Here is a 16,156-nt window from a genome sequence, read left to right as displayed (position 1 = left end):
GGCGTGACATGCGTGACAGGCGCGTCAGGACGAGGACGCCTGCAGCCGGTGCATGAGGGGCTTGAGCGCCGGGTAAAGGCCGGTGTAGACCTGAAAGCGCTCGTCATAGAGCCGCTCGCGCGCGGCATCCGGCCGCGCCCGCTCCACGAACGTGACCCAGCCGCCTTCCGCGGTCTCGCGCGAGATCAGCCCGACGCCCAGCGCGGCGAGGAGCGCCGCGCCCATCGCCGCTTCCACGTCCTGTTCGATCGAGAGCACCGGATAGCCCGTCACGTCGGCGATGATCTGCATCCACAAATCCGAATGGGCCGCGCCGCCGACGACGATCAGCTTGTCGTCGAGTGACTGCGCGCCCTGGCGGCCCGCCTCGATGTTGTGCCGCAGCGCCAGCGCAACGCCTTCGAGCACCGCGCGATACAGCGTCGCGCGCGTGTGAAAGAGCGACAGGCCGACGAACGTGCCGCTCGCCTTCGCATCCCAGACAGGACTCCTCTCGCCCATCAGGTACGGCAGGAACACCACGCCGTCCGAACCCGCCGCGATCTTCGACGCCTCCTCCTCCAGCAGCCGGTGCGCGTCGCCATGCGGCGTCGCCTTCGCGGCCTCGGTCTCGGCATGGCAGAACTGCTCGCGATACCACGCGACACACGCGCCCGCCGTGCTCGCGCCGCCGAAGATGTAGAGATCGCTCCTGCCGTTGTAGACGTGCGGCATGCTGACGAGCCCGTGCCGCGCATCGACGCGCTGGTTGATGTAGCCCCAGCACATGCTCGTGCCGATCATCGCCACGTGGTGTCCGGCGCGCGTCACGCCCGCGGCGAAGGTCGCGACCGCCGCATCGACGCCGCCCGCCACGACCGGCGTGTTCGCCGCCAGCCCCAGCCGCTCGGCCCACTGCGGCAGAAGGCCGCCCACCACCTCCGACGAATCGACGAGACGCGCGGGCATCATCGACGCGGGAATGCCGAGCAGGTCGAGCGCTTCCTTCGACCACGCGCGCTGCTCCACGTCGTAGACCCCGCCGATGTTGCCGGCCGAGCTGTGGTCGATCGCCAGCTCGCCCGTCAGCCGGTGGATCACGAACGCGTTCGGCGGGAGGAAATAGCGCGTCTTGTCCCACACTTCGCGCCGGTTGTTGCGCAGCCAGAGGATCTTCGTATAGCCGTAGTAGCTGTCGACGCCGTTGCCCGTGATCTCGTAGAGCCGCTCGAGATTCACGTTCTCGCGCACCCACTCCACTTCCGCCGTCGCGCGGCGGTCCATCCAGATGAGGCATGGGTGAAGCGGCTCGATGTGCTCGTCGACCGGAATGCCGGAGCCGCCATACAGGCTGCTCACGCAGACCGCCCGGATCGAGGCGGCGTCCACGCCTTTTTCCTTCGCTTTCTTCACGCACCCGGCGATGCACTCCGTCACCGCATCGAACCAGACCGACGGCCATTGCTCCGCCCAGCGCTGCCGCGGCGTGTCGGGATGGTAGGCGCTCGCATGCTGCGCGACGATCGCGCCCGTCGTGTCCGCGAGCAGCGCCTTCGTGCTCTGGGTGCCGATGTCGATTCCGATCACGTAATTCATCGCTTGCCTCGTTGTTCTTGGTTTTTTCCCTGGCTGCGGGTTCCGCGCCAGCGGGGCGCTGCCGCCGTTCGGGCGCCTCGCGCCACCTGCTGCCCGCGCCGCGCAAAGCAGGATCATTCCCCGGCGGATCGCATTCTGCACATCAGGATTTACGCCGACCGCGCGGCCCGCTCCCTGGCGCCCGTCCGAAACCGGCGCGCTTTCGGTGCGCTCCGGGTTATTCCCTACCCTCGCGCCGCGTCTCGCTTGTGCATCGCAACAGACCGGGCACCTCATGGCACGGGGCGGCGGCAAGCCCGTGCAGCGGTCGTCGCGGCACAAATCACATTGCATCGCAGCGACGGCGATCCGCCTTTCGGCGCCTTGACTTTCACCGATGCGGATACGATCATTCGCTCACATAGAGAGCAATTGATCTAGCGATCAGCTGACTCACAAGCGGCCGACACCGACCGGGCGCATTCCTATCAGAGGACGAGAAGACATGACTAGCGAACGCAACGCGGCGGCCGACGTGATCCTTCACATCGGCGCGGGATCGTTTCATCGCGCGCATCAGGCGTGGTATCTGCACCGGCTGATCGAGTCGGGCGACCGGCGCTGGTCGCTCACCGTCGGCAACATCCGCGGCGACATGAACCCGGTGCTGGAGGCGCTCGCGGCCCAGGGCGGCGCGTACACGCTCGAAACCGTGACCCCGCAGGGCGAGCGCGCCTATGAAACGGTCCGCTCGATCACGAAGGTCGTGCCGTGGTCCGCCGATCTCGATGCGCTCGTCGGCGCGGGCGCCGCGCCCGAATGCAAAATCGTGTCGTTCACCGTCACCGAAGGCGGCTATTACCTCGACGAACACGACCGGCTGGATACCGCCAATCCCGATATCGCCGCCGACCTGAAAGGCGCGCGCACGACCATCTACGGCGCGCTTGCCGCGATCCTCGGCGCGCGCATGAAGGGCAACGCCGGCAAGCTCACGCTGCAGAACTGCGACAACCTGCGCAGCAACGGCGACCGCTTCAAGGCGGGCATGCTCGAGTTCCTCCGGCTGCGCGAAGAAACGGCGCTGCGCGACTGGATGAGCGCGAACACGTCGTGTCCCAATTCGATGGTCGATCGCATCACGCCGCGCCCCACGCCGGACGTGCGCGAGCGCGTGAAGGCGGCGACCGGTTTCGACGACCGCGCGCCCGTCATGGGCGAGGCGTTCATCCAGTGGGTGATCGAGGATCACTTCTGCGCGGGCCGCCCGGCATGGGAGACGGTCGGCGCGGAAATGGTCGAGTCGGTGCTGCCCTACGAGGAGGCGAAGATCCGCATCCTGAACGCGACCCATAGCTGCATCGCGTGGGCGGGAACGCTCGTCGGGCTGCAATACATTCATGAAGGCACGCTCGACGCGGAGATCCGCGCGTTCGCGCAAGCCTATGTCACCGAGGACGTGATCCCGTGCCTCACCCCCAGCCCGCTCGATCTCGCGAAGTATCGCGATGTCGTGCTCGACCGCTTCAGCAATCCGTACATCCAGGACACGAACCAGCGCGTCGCCGCCGACGGCTTCTCGAAGCTCCCCGGCTTCATCGCGCCGACGCTCGCGGAATGCTTCGCCCGCAACGTCGATCCGAACGCGACCGCCGTCCTGCCCGCGCTCTTCTTCCGCTTTCTCGAGCGCTGGCATCAGGGCGCGCTGCCGTACACATACCAGGACGGCGTGATGGACGCCGCGACCGCGCACCGCTTCTTCACCGCGCCCGACGCGCTCAGGACATTCGCCGCGGACAGGCTCCTGTGGGGCAGCATGGCGCAGACCGAAGGCCTCGAGCGCGTGCTGCGCGCGGCCGTCGCGCGCGTCGATGCGTGGCTCGCCGCGCGCGCGTGAGGGAACCTCGATACGTCCGAACATCGGGCGGCGCTCCGCTGCGCCTAGTTCATCTGCCCATGGCGCAACACCGGGCGGGACGCTACATTAGCGGCTCCCGCCAAAAGCCTTCGATAAGGGTCCGTTCATGTACTTAGGCATCGACCTCGGCACATCCGAAGTAAAAGTCCTGCTGCTCGCAAGCGACGGCAGCGTCATCGGCACGGCGGGCACGCCGTTCACCGTCTCGCGGCCGAAACCGCGGTGGTCGGAACAGAATCCGCTCGACTGGTGGGAAGGCACGCGCGCCGCGCTCCTTTCGCTGCGCGAGAAGTTTCCCGGCGAGTTCGCGCAGGTTCGCGGCATCGGCCTCTCCGGGCAGATGCACGGCGCCGTGCTGCTCGATTCGTCCGATCGCGTGCTGCGGCCCGCGATCCTCTGGAACGACATGCGCAGCGACAAGGAGTGCGCCGAACTCACCGAGCGCGCGCCTGAACTGCACCGCGTCGCGGGCAATCTGGCGATGCCCGGCTTCACCGCGCCGAAGCTGCTGTGGGTCGCGCACAACGAACCCGACATCTTCAGGCAGACCGCCTGCGTGCTGCTGCCGAAGGACTACCTGCGTCTGCACCTGACGGGCACCAAGGTCTCCGATCCGTCCGATGCCGCCGGCACGCTCTGGCTCGATGTCGCACGCCGCGACTGGTCGGACGAACTGCTCGCCGCCTGCGACATGACGCGCGCGCAGATGCCCGCGCTTGCCGAAGGCAGCGAGCCGTCGGGCGTGCTGCGCCCCGAACTCGCGCGCGAACTCGGCCTGCGCGAAGGCGTGGTGGTCGCGGCGGGCGGCGGCGACAACGCGGCGAGCGCAATCGGCATCGGCGCGACGGAACCCGGCGACGGCTTCCTGTCGCTCGGCACGTCGGGCGTGCTGTGCGTCGTGGGCGACCGTTTCCGGCCGAACCCGGCGTCGGCGGTGCACGCGTTCTGTCACGCGATTCCGGATCGCTGGCATCAGATGAGCGTGGTGCTGTCGGCGGCGAGCTGCCTGCGCTGGGTCTGCAAGCTCACCTCCACCGACGAGCCCACGCTGCTCGCCGAAATCGGCGCGCTCCCGCCCGAGTCGCTCGCGATCGCCCCGCTCTTCCTGCCGTACCTGAGCGGCGAGCGCACCCCGCACAACGACCCGTATGCGCAAGGCGTGTTTTTCGGCATGACGCACGCGACCGATCGCGCGCTCCTCGGCTATTCCGTGCTGGAAGGCGTGACGCTCGCGCTTACCGACGGTCTCGACGCCCTGCGCTCGGGCGGCACCGAGGCGCACGCGCTGTCGCTGCTCGGCGGCGGCGCTCGCAGCGCGTACTGGGGCCAGTTGCTCGCCGATGCGCTCGACACCCGCACGCGCACCCACGGCGGCGGCGAGACGGGGGCTGCGCTCGGCGCGGCGCGGCTCGGCTGGCTCGCGGCAGGCGGCGACCCGGCGAGCGTGCTTGCGAAGCCGGCCATCAAGGACGAATTCGTGCCGAACCAGGAGCGCCACGAACTGCTGCGCCAGCGTCTGAAAGGGTTTCGCGAGCTGTACCAGCACGTGCGGCCGCTCTTCGATCCGGCGCGTCCGCGGCTCGCCTGAGCAAGCCTTCACGATTCGATATGGCCGCCATTTCAGGGCAGTCGGCACGCGGGACGCAGGCACAATACGATACATAGGCGCGCGACAGTCCGGGAGAGCGGCGCGCGGGTGTCGCCCCGGCGCCGCATGAGCCGGGCAACGACACAGTCAGCGACGCAGACAACGAGGAAACCAGCGAAACACCGTGCCCAAGTCCAACGAAAAGCTCGATCTCGCCACGCGCGCCGCGTGGCTTTACTACGTCGCGGGCAACACCCAGAACGAGATCGCGGAAAAGCTGCAGATCTCGCGGCCGGTGGCGCAGCGGCTGGTGGCGTTCGCGGTGGAGAAGAACCTGATTCGCGTGCGGGTCGATCACCAGATCGCCGATTGCCTCGCGCTCGCCGCGCAGCTTTCGAAGCGCTACGGCCTTGCGATGTGCGAGGTCGTGCCGATCGACGGCGACACCAGCGAGCAGGTGGACCGCAAGCTCGCCGTGGCGGGCGCGCAGGTGATGGAGCGCTACCTCGTCGAGGAGAAGCCGCTCGTCGTTTCGATCAGCAGCGGTCGCACGCTCAAGGCCGTCGTCGCGCAGATCGGGCAGCTCGACCGGCCGCAGCACCGGCTGGTGTCGATGGTCGGCGCGATCGCGCACGACGGCTCGTCCAATCGTTACGACGTCGCGCAGCATCTGTCCGAGAAGACAGGCGGCAAGCACTTCATGCTGCCCGCGCCGCTGATGGCCGACAGCACATCCGAGCGCGCGCAGTGGTGCAATCACCGGCTGTACAGGATCGTCGATGAGCTCGCGCAGCAGGCGGATGTCGCGTTCGTCGGCATCGGCAACGTGGGGCTCAACTGTCCGCTGCACGAGGACGGCTTCATCACGTCCACCGAGGTCGAGGAGCTGATGCAGGCGGGCGCCGTGGCCGAACTGCTCGGCCTGCCGATCGACGCAGAGGGCGCGCGGGTGGAATCGGCAACGGGCGCGCGCGTGACCAGCCTGCGGCTCGACGCGCCGCCAAAGCGCCCGACGATCGGTTTTGCCGGCGGACAAAGGAAACGCGAGGCGCTGATCGCGACGCTCAAGGGGAAGTGGCTCTCGGGGCTCGTCACCGACGAGCTGTGCGCGCGGGCGGCGCTGGAGGCCTGACGTACGCCTTCACCGGGCGGGTGACGCCTGGGCGGTGCCCGGCGCCCCGCTTCATTTTTCATCTCCGAACCGCCCGCGATCAAGCGCCGCGCGTTCCCCGCAAACGACGCGCCGGCGGGACGGACGCCTGCCGGCGCATGCGAATCCCGCCAATCCTCAAGCCGCCGACAACACCTCGATGATCTTCCTGCGGAACGCCTGCCCTTCCGCGTTGAACAGGTGGCAATGCTCGGGCGTGGCGCCGAGCTTGAGCGTCTCGCCGCGCGCATGCCGCTCGAGCGGCGGAATGCGCGCAATCAGGCCGTCCGGCGCAACGCCCGTCTCCGCATAGAGATACGCCGCGTCGCCGAGCGATTCGACGGCCATCGTCGTGCTCGAGACGCCGTGCTCCACCGTCGCCGGCGTGCCCGCATGCAGATGCTCGGGCCGGATGCCGACCGTCACCGTGTCGCCCGCCTTCGCGTTGCCCGGCTCGACCGCGACCAGTTGCGTCTCGCCCGTCGCGTACTTCACGAGCACGCCGTCGCTCATCACCTGCACGATGGTGCCGTTCAGGAAGTTCATCTTCGGCGAGCCGATGAAGCCCGCGACGAACTTGTTGGCCGGCGCGTGATAGAGCACGGTCGGCGTCCCCACCTGCTCGACGTTGCCCGCCGAGAGCACCACGATCTTGTCCGCGAGCGTCATCGCCTCGACCTGATCGTGCGTCACGTAGATCATCGTCGTCTTGAGGTCGTCGTGCAGACGCGCGAATTCGAGGCGCATCTTCACGCGCAGCGCGGCGTCGAGATTCGAGAGCGGCTCGTCGAAGAGAAACACCTTCGGCTTCCTCGTGATCGCGCGGCCGATCGCGACGCGCTGCCGCTGCCCGCCCGACAACTGCTTCGGCTTGCGATCGAGCAGGTGATCGATGTGCAGGATCTTCGCGGCCTGCTTCACGGCGGCGTCGATGGCGGGCTTCGACTCGCCCGCGAGCTTGAGGCCGAACGCCATGTTGTCGTAGAGCGTCATGTGCGGATAGAGCGCATACGACTGGAACACCATCGCGATGCCGCGCTTGGCCGGCGGAATTTCGTTCACGCGCGTGCCGTCGATCATCAGATCGCCGCCGCTGATCTCCTCCAGCCCGGCGATCATGCGCATCAGCGTCGACTTGCCGCAGCCGCTCGGGCCGACGAACACGACAAACTCGCCGTCCGAAATGTCGAGATTCACGTTCTTCATCACTTCGGTTTCTTCGTAACGCTTGCTGATCGCGCGTAAGGTCAGGCTTGCCATGATGTGTCTCCAGTGCTTGTTCGAATCGTGACCTTGCGGTCACTCACGAATTTCGAAAGTCGCGTGCTGCAACCATTGCTCGACGAGCCCGGGCAGCTTCGTCATGTCGTCGAACACGACACTCGCGCCCGCGCGCCGCAGCGCATCGATCTGTCCTTCAGTCGCGTGCCCGCCGCCAATGAAGCCGAGCACCGCCATGCCCGCCGCGCGCGCCGCCGTGACGCCCGTCACGCTGTCCTCGACCACGAGGCAGTGCGCCGGCGCGACGCGCAACGTGCGCGACGCGGCGAGGTACACGTCGGGCGCGGGCTTCGGATTCTCGACCATGTCCGCGCAGAAGCGCCGCTCGCCGAAGAAGCGCACGAGGCCCGTGCGGTTGAGCACCGTGTCCACGTAGGGCGAGAAGCTGTTGCTCGCGCACGCCTTGCGGATCGCGATGGCCGACAGCGCGTGGGCGATGCCTTGCACCGGCGGCGCCTCGACCGCGGCCACTTCCACCGCGCGCCGGATCGCGCCGATCTGCGCGGCGTCGAGCGTGCGGCCGAGCGTGTCGGCGGCGCTCGCGAGCACCGCTTCGATGCGCAGTCCGAGGAGCGGCATCACGACCGGCTCGATATCGAGCCCCGGCCACAGCGCCGCCAGGTCGTCCACGAGCACGCGGGCCGCGACGGCTTCGCTGTCGATCAGCACGCCGTCGCAGTCGCAGATCATCAGGCGGTCATCGACGCTGGTCTGGTTCGAAGTGAGGTTCACGAGCGTCGCCTCACTTCACCGCGCCGAACGTCAGGCCGCGCACCAGTTGCTTCTGCGACAACCAGCCGACGATCAGGATCGGCGCGACCGCGAGCAGCGACGCCGCCGAGAGCTTCGCCCAGAAAAGTCCCTCGGGGCTCGAGTAGGACGCGATGAACACCGTGAGCGGCGCGGCGTTCGAGCTCGACAGGTTGATGCTCCAGAACGCCTCGTTCCATGACAGGATCACGAGCAGCAGCCCCGTCGATGCGAGCCCCGGCAGCGCCATCGGCATCAGCAGATAGACGATCTCCTGCCAGGTCGACGCGCCGTCGATGCGCCCTGCCTCCAGAATGTCGCGCGGCACCTCGTTGAAGTACGTGAACGCCATCCACACGGCAATCGGCAGGTTGATCAGCGTGTAGACGATGATGAGCCCGGTCACGGTGTCGAGCAGGCCGGCGTTCTTCCAGAGCAGATAGATCGGCACCAGCACGCCGACCGACGGCATCATCTTCGTGGAGAGCATCCACAGCAGCACCTTCTGCGTCTTCCTCGTGGGGAAGAAGGCCATCGCGTAGGCGCACGGCACGGCGAGCAGCAGGCAGATCACCGTGACGCCGAGCGAGATCAGGATCGAATTCCACGCGAAGCCGAAATAGTTGCTGCGCGCGAACACCTCGCGGAAGCTGTCGAGCGTCGGCGTGAAGATCAGCGACGACGAATACGCCTGCTGCTCGGTCTTGAACGCCGTGATGGTCATCCAGAAGATCGGGAAGAACAGCAGGATCGAGACGAGCCACGCGACGATGCCGGGGATGCTGCGCTTGACCGTATCGAGGACCGGCACCGAGCTGGTGGTGGTTACGGGATGGCTCATGACTCGTACTCCCCTTTCAGGTTCTTCGCGAGCATCCGCACGAGGAAGAACGCGACGATGTTCGCCAGGACGACCGCGAGAATCCCGCCGGCGGACGCGAGGCCGACGTCGAACTGCTGCAGGCCGAGCGCGTAGATCAGGTACGACAGGTTGGTGGTCGCGGTGCCCGGGCCGCCGCCCGTCGTCGTGTAGATCTCGGCGAAGATCGACAGCAGGAAAATGGTTTCCATCATCACCACGACGGCGATCGCGCGCTTCAGGTGCGGCAGCGTGATGAAGAAGAACATCGAGAACGGACCCGCGCCGTCGATGCGCGCCGCTTCCTTCTGCTCCTGGTCGAGCGACTGGATCGCCGTGAAGAGAATCAGGAACGCGAACGGCAGCCACTGCCACGCGACGATCATGATCACCGCGAAGAGCGGGTACTGCGCGAACCAGTCGATCGGCTGCAGCCCGACCGAGCGCATCGCCGACGCGACGAGCCCGTACACCGGATGCAGGATCATGTTCTTCCAGATGAGCGCGGAGACGGTCGGCATCACGAAGAACGGCGCGATGATCAGAAGGCGCGCGATACCCTGTCCGATGAACTTGCGGTCGAACAGCACGGCGAGCAGCACGCCGCCCACCACAGTGATCAGGAGCACCGAGCCGATCAGTGTCAGCGTATGGCCGATCGAGGGGCCGAACGCGGGGTCGGTGGCGAGGAAGTGATAGTTGTCGAAACCGGCGAAGCCCTTGACGTCGGGATTGAGCAGGTTGTAGCGCGAGAACGAATACCAGATCGTCATCGCGAGCGGAATCACCATCCACAGGAAGAGCAGCCCGGTCGACGGGCTGATCAGCCAGCGCACGGACTTGGCGCGCCGCTTGTCCCGCTCGGCCGCGGATTGCGCGTAGTGGTCCGTCATGGGGGGATTCAGTTGACTCATGATCGTGTCACCTCTCGATGATGCGCGGGCCGTGCCGTCTCTTCGAACCCCACGGCCGCCTTACTGCGGCGAATGCCGCAGCACTTACTTCTGGTACCCGGCCTGGCGCACCGCGCGATCGGCGGCGGCGTTGCCCGCCTTCAGCGCGGCGTCGACGGAGGTCTGCCCGGCGACCACGCCCGCGATCGACTGCCCGACCACCGTGCCGAACGACTGGAACTCCGGAATGCCCACGAACTGGATGCCGCTGTACGGCACCTTCTTGAGCGACGCGTCGTTGGGATTCGCCGACTCGATCGCCTTCAGCACGAAGTCGCCGAAGGGCGCCGCCTGCTTGTACTCGGGACGCGCATAGGTCGACCTGCGCGTGCCCGGCGGCACCGACGCCCAGCCTTCATCCTTGCCGACCATCTCGATGTACTGCTTGGAGGTCGCCCAGGTGACGAACTTCTTCGCGGCGTCCTGCGACTTCGAGGTCTTCGGAATGGCGAGCGACCACGACCACAGCCAGTGCGAGCCCTTCGGCGTGACGGCAACCGGCGCCGCGGCGAAGCCGATCTTGTCCGCCACCTGCGACTGCGCCTTGTTGTAGAGCATGCCCGCCGCGACCGTCGCGTCGATCCACATCGCGCACTTGCCCGAGGACATCAGCGTGAGGTTCTCGTTGAAGCCGTTCGAACTCGCTCCCGGCGGGCCGGCGTTCTTCAGCAGGTCCGCGTAGAAGCCGACCGCCTTGTGCCATTCGGGCGTATCGAGCTGCGCTTTCCAGCTCTCGTCGAACCAGCGGCCGCCGAATGTGTTCACCACCGTCGACACGTACGCCATGTTCTCGCCCCAGCCCGCCTTGCCGCGCAGGCAGATGCCGTACTGGCCCTTCGCCTTGTCGGTGAGCTTCTCGGCGAACTGCTTGATCTGGTCGTAGGTCGGCTGGTCGGGCATCGTGAGGCCGGCCGCCTGGAAGAGGTCCTTGCGGTAATACGTCATCGAGCTTTCGACGTAGAACGGCAGCGCATACAGCTGGCCGTTGTACGACAGGCCGTCGCGGGCCGTCTTCACGACGTCTTCGAGGTCGTAGTCGGCGGGCAGGTTCGTCATCGGCACGAGCCAGCCGCGCTTGCCCCACTGCGGCGCTTCATAGGTGCCGATCGCCATCACGTCGAACTGGCCGCTGTTGGTGGTGATGTCGGTCGTCGCGCGCTGGCGCAGCACGTTCTCCTCCAGGATCACCCACTTGAGCTGGATGTCCGGGTTGGCCTTCTCGAATGCCGGCGAGAGCTTCTTCAGCTCGATCATGTCCGGGTTGTTGAGCGTGGCGATCGTCACGGTGGTCGCAGCGTTCGCAGCGAACGGCGCGAAGGCCGCCGCAAATGCGGCAAGGGCGAGCATTCGGCCGGCCGTCGCGCGGGCCTGCAGTGTTCGAACGTTGGGTTGGGCGCGTTTCATGTTGTTTCGTCTCCTTTTTCGTTAGCACGGGCGCTCGTGCTGCGTGGCTGTCGTGATTGCTGTCTTGATGGCTGGCTGGTGTGCTTGCGTGATGCGCATTGCTCCGTTTGCTGTATTCGCGTGGCGAAGATGCCGGTGCGCGAGCGAAGTGCGTCGTCGAGTGCGGTTCGAATCCGCGCCGTTCCAATATAGACGGCGCCCTGGGGCAATCAAGTGAAGCGGGCATTCGGGCGCGAGCAACTCACGCGCCCGGTCGGCGCTTCAGCTCATCCAGTTGCCGCCGTCGACGTTGAGCGTCTGCGCGGTGATGTAGTCCGAATCCGCCGATGCGAGGAAAAGCGCCGCGCCGGTCAGGTCGCCGGGCACGCCCATGCGTCCGAGCGGCACTTCTTCGCCGACCAGCCGCTTCTTCTCGCCGAGCGGCCGGTTCTCGTACTTCGCGAAGAGCGCGTCGACCTGTTCCCACATCGGCGTATCGACGACGCCCGGCGCGATGCCGTTCACGTTGATGCGCTCCTTCGCGAGCGCGAGCGCCGCCGATTGCGTGTAGCTGATGACGGCGGCCTTGGTCGCGCAGTAGTGCGCAACGAGCGCCTCGCCGCGCCGCCCCGCCTGCGACGACATGTTGATGATCTTGCCGCCGCGGCCCTGCTCGACCATGCGCTTTGCGACGGCCTGCATCAGGAAGAACATGCCCTTCACGTTCACCGCGTAAAGGCGGTCGTACACGTCCCAGGATTCGTCGAGGATCGGGCGCATGTCGAAGAGCGCCGCGTTGTTGAACAGAATGTCGACGCTGCCGAACCGCTCGACGGCCGCATCGACGATGCGCCGGATGTCTTCGCGGCGGGTCACGTCGGCGCGCAGTGCGAGCACGCGATCCGCGGTGTGCTCGAAACGACGGGCCAGTTCGCCCTCGTCCTTCACGTCGACGACGACCACTTTCGCGCCTTCGTCCAGATAGCGCCTGGCCACCGCCTCACCGATTCCGCTCGCGGCGCCGGTGATGATTGCCACCTTGTCCTGTAGTTTCAAGCCTGTCTCCGGGAGTGCATTTTCGAGGGTCGTGGTGAGCGAACGCTCAACGTGCGAACAATTGCTCTCTGTTTGATCGAATGATCGGCGACGCATCGAGCGCTGTCAAGGCGAGTTGCGATCTTTCGATGTTGCGGCGCGCAATGAGCCCAGGATCCGGGAAAACCCCGGCTGGCGCGGCTCACGCGGGTTTCGAGCCGCGGCGAACACGGCGTTTGCCGTGATCCGTTCCTGCGGATGGGAGTGATACGTTATATCATCTCGGACAATTCCTAATCTCCCGGATCACGGACCACCGCCGGACTCGCGCGCCGTCTGCAAAGAACGGCTGCGCGATTCGAAGGACACGGTTCGAAGAACAGTTATGTCGTCGTCAGCCGAACAGATGCTCGCCCGTGCAGAAGCGCTTGCCGCAGAACGCGGCCTCGCGCTCACGCCGCTGCGCCGGCAGGTCTACGAACTCGTCGTGCGCGCGCGCAAGCCGATCGGCGCCTACGATCTGATCGACGCCATCAAGCCGCAGCGCGGCGGCCGCGTGCCGCCCACGACCGTCTATCGCGCGCTCGACTTTCTCGTGGAGCACGGCTTCGTGCACCGCATCGCGTCGAAGAACGCATTTCTCGCGTGCTGCGAGGCCGGCAAGCCGCACGCGGGCCAGTTCCTGATCTGCGAGGAATGCGGCGCCACGCTCGAAATTCCCGGCGACGAACTCGCCTCCACGCTCTCCGCCAGTCCGCCCGCGCATGGTTTCGAAGTACGTCATCAGGTCGTCGAATTGAGCGGCCTTTGCAGCGACTGCCAGCAGCGGCTGCGCAACACCTGAACCCCAACTGTCCCACCCCCTCACGAGGAAAACGATGAGAACACTCGCCTCCATCCTGACCTGCGCCGCGCTCGCCCTGAGCGTTTGCGGCACGGCAGCCGCCCAGACCGCTCGCGTGAGCGTCGTCGCGGCGGAAAACTTCTACGGCGACGTGGTGCGCCAACTGGGCGGCGACCACGTTCAGGTGACGAGCATCCTAAGCAACCCCGACCAGGACCCGCATCTCTTCGAAGCCAGCCCGAAGACCGCGCGCGCGTTGCAGCACGCGGCGCTTGTCGTCTACAACGGCGCCGACTACGATCCGTGGATGGACAAGCTGCTCGCGGCATCGAAGAACGCAAAGCGCACGACGATCGTCGCGGCGCAACTGGTCGGCAAGAAATCCGGCGACAACCCGCATCTCTGGTACGACCCGGCCACGATGCCCGCCGTGGCGAAGGCCGTGACGCAGTATCTGGGCGAGACCGACCCGGCTCACAAGGCCGACTACGACGCGCGCCTGCAGACTTTCCTCGCCTCGGTGAAGCCGATCGACGACAAGGTCGCCGCGCTGCGCTCGCACTACAAGGACGTGCCCGTGACCGCCACCGAGCCCGTCTTCGGCTACATGGCGGATGCAATCGGCTTCGAGATGCGCAACCAGCGCTTCCAGCTTGCCACGATGAACGACACGGAGCCGAGCGCCACGGATATCGCGGCATTCGAAAAGGACCTGACCGAGCGGCGCGTGCACGTGCTGATCTACAACAGCCAGGCCGCCGACGCGATGACCCGGCGCATGCTGAAGGTCGCGAAGGACTCGCGCGTGCCGAACATCAGCGTCACGGAGACGCTGCCCGCCGGCAAGACGTTCCAGCAATGGATGATTTCGCAGCTCGACGCGCTGTCGGGCGCGCTGCAAGGATGGCAACGATGAATGGTGGCCCGCAGCACGGCGCCGCGAGCGCGCTCGAAGTCGAGCACGTCACGCTCGAACTCGGCGGACGCGCGATTCTCAACGACGCGAGCTTTTCCGTGCGCACCGGCGAGTTCATCGGCGTGCTCGGGCCCAACGGCGCGGGCAAGACCACGCTGATGCGCGCGCTGCTCGGCCTCTTGCCGGTCTCCGGCGGCTCGATCCGCGTGGACGGGCAGGCGGTCGTGCGCGGCAATCCTTCGATCGGCTACATGCCGCAGATCCGCAGCGGCCTCGCGGGCCGGCGCGTGCGCGGACGCGACTTCGTCGCGATGGCCGCCGACGGCCATCACTGGGGCCTGCCGCACGGGAGTGCGTCGGTTCGCGCGGACGTCGAGCGCGTGCTCGATCTCGTCGATGCCCACGCGCTCGCCGCGCGCCCGCTCTCGGAGCTGTCCGGCGGCGAGCGGCAGCGGCTGCTGCTCGCGCAATGCCTGCTCGGCAAGCCGACGCTGCTGCTGCTCGACGAGCCGCTCATCAGCCTCGATCCGCGTCATCAGACGGGCGTCGTCGATCTGGTGCGCCGCGTGCAGCGCGAACTGAACATCACCGTGCTGTTCTCGGCGCACGAACTCAATCCGCTCCTGAACTCGCTCGACCGCGTGCTCTACCTCGGCAACGGGCGCGCGGCGCTCGGCACCGTCGACGAAGTCATCACGAAGCCCGTGCTGTCGCAGCTCTACGGGTCGCCGATCGACGTCATGCGCGTGAACGGGCGCATCTTCGTGATGTCCGGCGACGTCGAAATAGAAAAGCTCGATCATGCGCACGAAGAAGGCGAGGACGCGCACGAGCACGACCATGATCATGACCATCACGACCACGGACATGGTCACGGACACGGCCACGCGGCCAAGGGAAAGCACACGCACAATGTTTGAATACGACTTCATGGTGAACGCGTTCGCGGCGTCGGGGATTGTCGCGGTGCTGGCGGGGATCGTCGGATACTTCCTCGTGCTGCGCGGGCAGACGTTCGCCGGGCACGCGCTGTCGCACGTCGGCTTCACCGGCGCGACGGGCGCCGTGCTGATCGGCGTGTCGCCGATCTGGGGCATGGTCGGCTTCACCCTCGCGGCCGGCGTCGGCATGGGCGCGCTCGGCGAGCGGCTGTCGGGGCGCGATGTCGCGATCGGGGTGATCCTGTCGCTCGCGCTCGGCTTCGGCCTGCTGTTCCTGCACTTCTTCACCGCCTACGCGACGCAGGCCACGGCGCTCCTCTTCGGCAACGTGCTCGGCGTGAGCCACGAGACGCTCGGCGTGCTGGCGGGCCTCGCGGCGGTGAGCCTCGCCGCGCTCGCCGTGATCATGCGGCCCTTGCTGTTCGCGTCGCTGCAGCCGGAACTGGCTGAAGCCAAGGGCGTGTCGCTGCGGTTCGTGTCGGTGCTGTTTCTCTCGATTACCGCGCTCGCGGTCGCGGCGTGCACGCAGATCGTCGGCGTGCTGCTCGTGTTCGCGCTGATGGTCGGGCCGGCGGCCGCGGCGCAGAACGTCACGACGCGGCTGTCGACCGGGCTCGTGCTTTCCGCCGCATTCGCGCTCGGGCAGGCGTGGCTCGGGCTTACGCTCGCGTTCTACTCCGACTGGCCGACGAGCTTCTGGATCACGATGCTCGCGGCGCTCGTTTATGGCGGCAGCCTGATTGCGCGGAGGTAGGCGCTGGCGCTGGTGCTTGGGGTGCCGGGCGGCAGTCACGCGGGGATGTTGCTAGCGCTTGAGTTCGGCGGTTTATAGAACGGTCTGATACGCCTGCGTTCCCATGAAACTTGCCTTGTTATTGGTCTATTGGCTTCGCCCCTGTGCGGGGCGGCAGTCACACGGGGATGTCGCTAGCGCTTGGGTCCGGCGGTTGTAGAACCGTCTGATACGCCTGCGTTCCCATGAAA

The 16,156-nt window shown here is 66.8% G+C and carries 14 protein-coding genes; 7 read left to right on the top strand and 7 right to left on the bottom strand.

Going from position 1 to position 16,156, the window contains the following annotated elements; genetic code table 11:
- Positions 1–24 precede the first annotated feature (24 nt).
- Positions 25–1,575, bottom strand: coding sequence for an FGGY-family carbohydrate kinase (locus tag BG61_RS31650; protein WP_035926590.1), 1,551 nt, complete (start codon positions 1,573–1,575; stop codon positions 25–27).
- A gap of 484 nt (positions 1,576–2,059) precedes the next feature.
- On the opposite strand from BG61_RS31650, the gene dalD reads away from it, so the two are divergent.
- The 3 genes from dalD (at position 2,060) to BG61_RS31635 (ending at position 6,192) form a co-directional block, all read left to right on the top strand.
- Complete coding sequence (gene dalD / locus BG61_RS31645) at positions 2,060–3,451, top strand: D-arabinitol 4-dehydrogenase (protein WP_035926593.1); 1,392 nt, start codon at positions 2,060–2,062, stop codon at positions 3,449–3,451.
- Between the two features lie 127 nt (positions 3,452–3,578).
- Positions 3,579–5,060: a xylulokinase gene (gene xylB / locus BG61_RS31640; RefSeq protein WP_035926597.1), complete on the top strand. Its 1,482-nt coding sequence runs from the start codon at positions 3,579–3,581 to the stop codon at positions 5,058–5,060.
- A gap of 184 nt (positions 5,061–5,244) precedes the next feature.
- On the top strand, positions 5,245–6,192 hold the full coding sequence (locus BG61_RS31635; protein ID WP_035926599.1) for a sugar-binding transcriptional regulator: 948 nt from the start codon (positions 5,245–5,247) through the stop codon (positions 6,190–6,192).
- Between the two features lie 156 nt (positions 6,193–6,348).
- On the opposite strand, the gene BG61_RS31630 is transcribed toward BG61_RS31635, so the two are convergent.
- From BG61_RS31630 to BG61_RS31605, 6 genes are all read right to left on the bottom strand, one after another.
- Positions 6,349–7,470: an ABC transporter ATP-binding protein gene (locus tag BG61_RS31630; RefSeq protein ID WP_035926602.1), complete on the bottom strand. Its 1,122-nt coding sequence runs from the start codon at positions 7,468–7,470 to the stop codon at positions 6,349–6,351.
- Positions 7,471–7,509: 39 nt separating this feature from the next.
- Positions 7,510–8,181, bottom strand: coding sequence for an HAD family hydrolase (locus BG61_RS31625; RefSeq protein ID WP_051672923.1), 672 nt, complete (start codon positions 8,179–8,181; stop codon positions 7,510–7,512).
- Between the two features lie 52 nt (positions 8,182–8,233).
- Entirely contained in the window at positions 8,234–9,082 is an 849-nt protein-coding gene (locus BG61_RS31620) for a carbohydrate ABC transporter permease (RefSeq protein ID WP_051672921.1), read from the bottom strand.
- On the bottom strand, positions 9,079–10,014 hold the full coding sequence (locus tag BG61_RS31615; protein WP_035926609.1) for a carbohydrate ABC transporter permease: 936 nt from the start codon (positions 10,012–10,014) through the stop codon (positions 9,079–9,081). The genes BG61_RS31620 and BG61_RS31615 overlap by 4 nt, the downstream gene beginning before the upstream one ends.
- An 84-nt stretch (positions 10,015–10,098) precedes the next feature.
- Positions 10,099–11,457: an ABC transporter substrate-binding protein gene (locus BG61_RS31610; RefSeq protein ID WP_035926613.1), complete on the bottom strand. Its 1,359-nt coding sequence runs from the start codon at positions 11,455–11,457 to the stop codon at positions 10,099–10,101.
- Between the two features lie 261 nt (positions 11,458–11,718).
- On the bottom strand, positions 11,719–12,492 hold the full coding sequence (locus BG61_RS31605) for an L-iditol 2-dehydrogenase (protein WP_035926615.1): 774 nt from the start codon (positions 12,490–12,492) through the stop codon (positions 11,719–11,721).
- Between the two features lie 364 nt (positions 12,493–12,856).
- On the opposite strand from BG61_RS31605, the gene BG61_RS31600 reads away from it, so the two are divergent.
- Genes BG61_RS31600 through BG61_RS31585 form a run of 4 tightly spaced genes read left to right on the top strand, consistent with a single transcriptional unit; the run spans position 12,857 to position 15,926 of the window.
- Positions 12,857–13,315 carry a Fur family transcriptional regulator gene (locus BG61_RS31600; RefSeq protein ID WP_035926618.1) on the top strand — a complete coding sequence of 153 codons (459 nt, stop codon included), beginning with the start codon at positions 12,857–12,859 and terminating at the stop codon, positions 13,313–13,315.
- A 7-nt stretch (positions 13,316–13,322) separates the two neighbouring features.
- Complete coding sequence (locus BG61_RS31595; RefSeq protein ID WP_075584263.1) at positions 13,323–14,231, top strand: metal ABC transporter solute-binding protein; 909 nt, start codon at positions 13,323–13,325, stop codon at positions 14,229–14,231.
- Complete coding sequence (locus BG61_RS31590) at positions 14,228–15,151, top strand: ATP-binding cassette domain-containing protein (RefSeq protein ID WP_035926743.1); 924 nt, start codon at positions 14,228–14,230, stop codon at positions 15,149–15,151. Before BG61_RS31595 ends, BG61_RS31590 begins: the two co-directional genes overlap by 4 nt.
- A complete protein-coding gene (locus BG61_RS31585) occupies positions 15,144–15,926 on the top strand; it encodes a metal ABC transporter permease (RefSeq protein WP_035926623.1) in 783 nt (260 codons plus the stop codon). Before BG61_RS31590 ends, BG61_RS31585 begins: the two co-directional genes overlap by 8 nt.
- Positions 15,927–16,156 lie beyond the last annotated feature (230 nt).

Origin of the sequence: Caballeronia glathei, from assembly GCF_000698595.1 — a bacterium.
Taxonomy (GTDB): Bacteria; Pseudomonadota; Gammaproteobacteria; order Burkholderiales; family Burkholderiaceae; genus Caballeronia; species Caballeronia glathei.
This window is presented reverse-complemented; position numbering and strand designations above follow the sequence as displayed.

Excerpts from the sequence above, each read along its gene's own strand:
- BG61_RS31650 (WP_035926590.1), bottom strand. The coding sequence starts at position 1,575 with ATGAATTACGTGATCGGAATCGACATCGGCACCCAGAGCACGAAGGCG.
- dalD (WP_035926593.1), top strand. The coding sequence starts at position 2,060 with ATGACTAGCGAACGCAACGCGGCGGCCGACGTGATCCTTCACATCGGC.
- xylB (WP_035926597.1), top strand. The coding sequence starts at position 3,579 with ATGTACTTAGGCATCGACCTCGGCACATCCGAAGTAAAAGTCCTGCTG.
- BG61_RS31630 (WP_035926602.1), bottom strand. The coding sequence starts at position 7,470 with ATGGCAAGCCTGACCTTACGCGCGATCAGCAAGCGTTACGAAGAAACC.
- BG61_RS31625 (WP_051672923.1), bottom strand. The coding sequence starts at position 8,181 with ATGATCTGCGACTGCGACGGCGTGCTGATCGACAGCGAAGCCGTCGCG.
- BG61_RS31620 (WP_051672921.1), bottom strand. The coding sequence starts at position 9,082 with ATGAGCCATCCCGTAACCACCACCAGCTCGGTGCCGGTCCTCGATACG.
- BG61_RS31615 (WP_035926609.1), bottom strand. The coding sequence starts at position 10,014 with ATGAGTCAACTGAATCCCCCCATGACGGACCACTACGCGCAATCCGCG.
- BG61_RS31610 (WP_035926613.1), bottom strand. The coding sequence starts at position 11,457 with ATGAAACGCGCCCAACCCAACGTTCGAACACTGCAGGCCCGCGCGACG.
- BG61_RS31600 (WP_035926618.1), top strand. The coding sequence starts at position 12,857 with ATGTCGTCGTCAGCCGAACAGATGCTCGCCCGTGCAGAAGCGCTTGCC.
- BG61_RS31590 (WP_035926743.1), top strand. The coding sequence starts at position 14,228 with ATGAATGGTGGCCCGCAGCACGGCGCCGCGAGCGCGCTCGAAGTCGAG.
- BG61_RS31585 (WP_035926623.1), top strand. The coding sequence starts at position 15,144 with ATGTTTGAATACGACTTCATGGTGAACGCGTTCGCGGCGTCGGGGATT.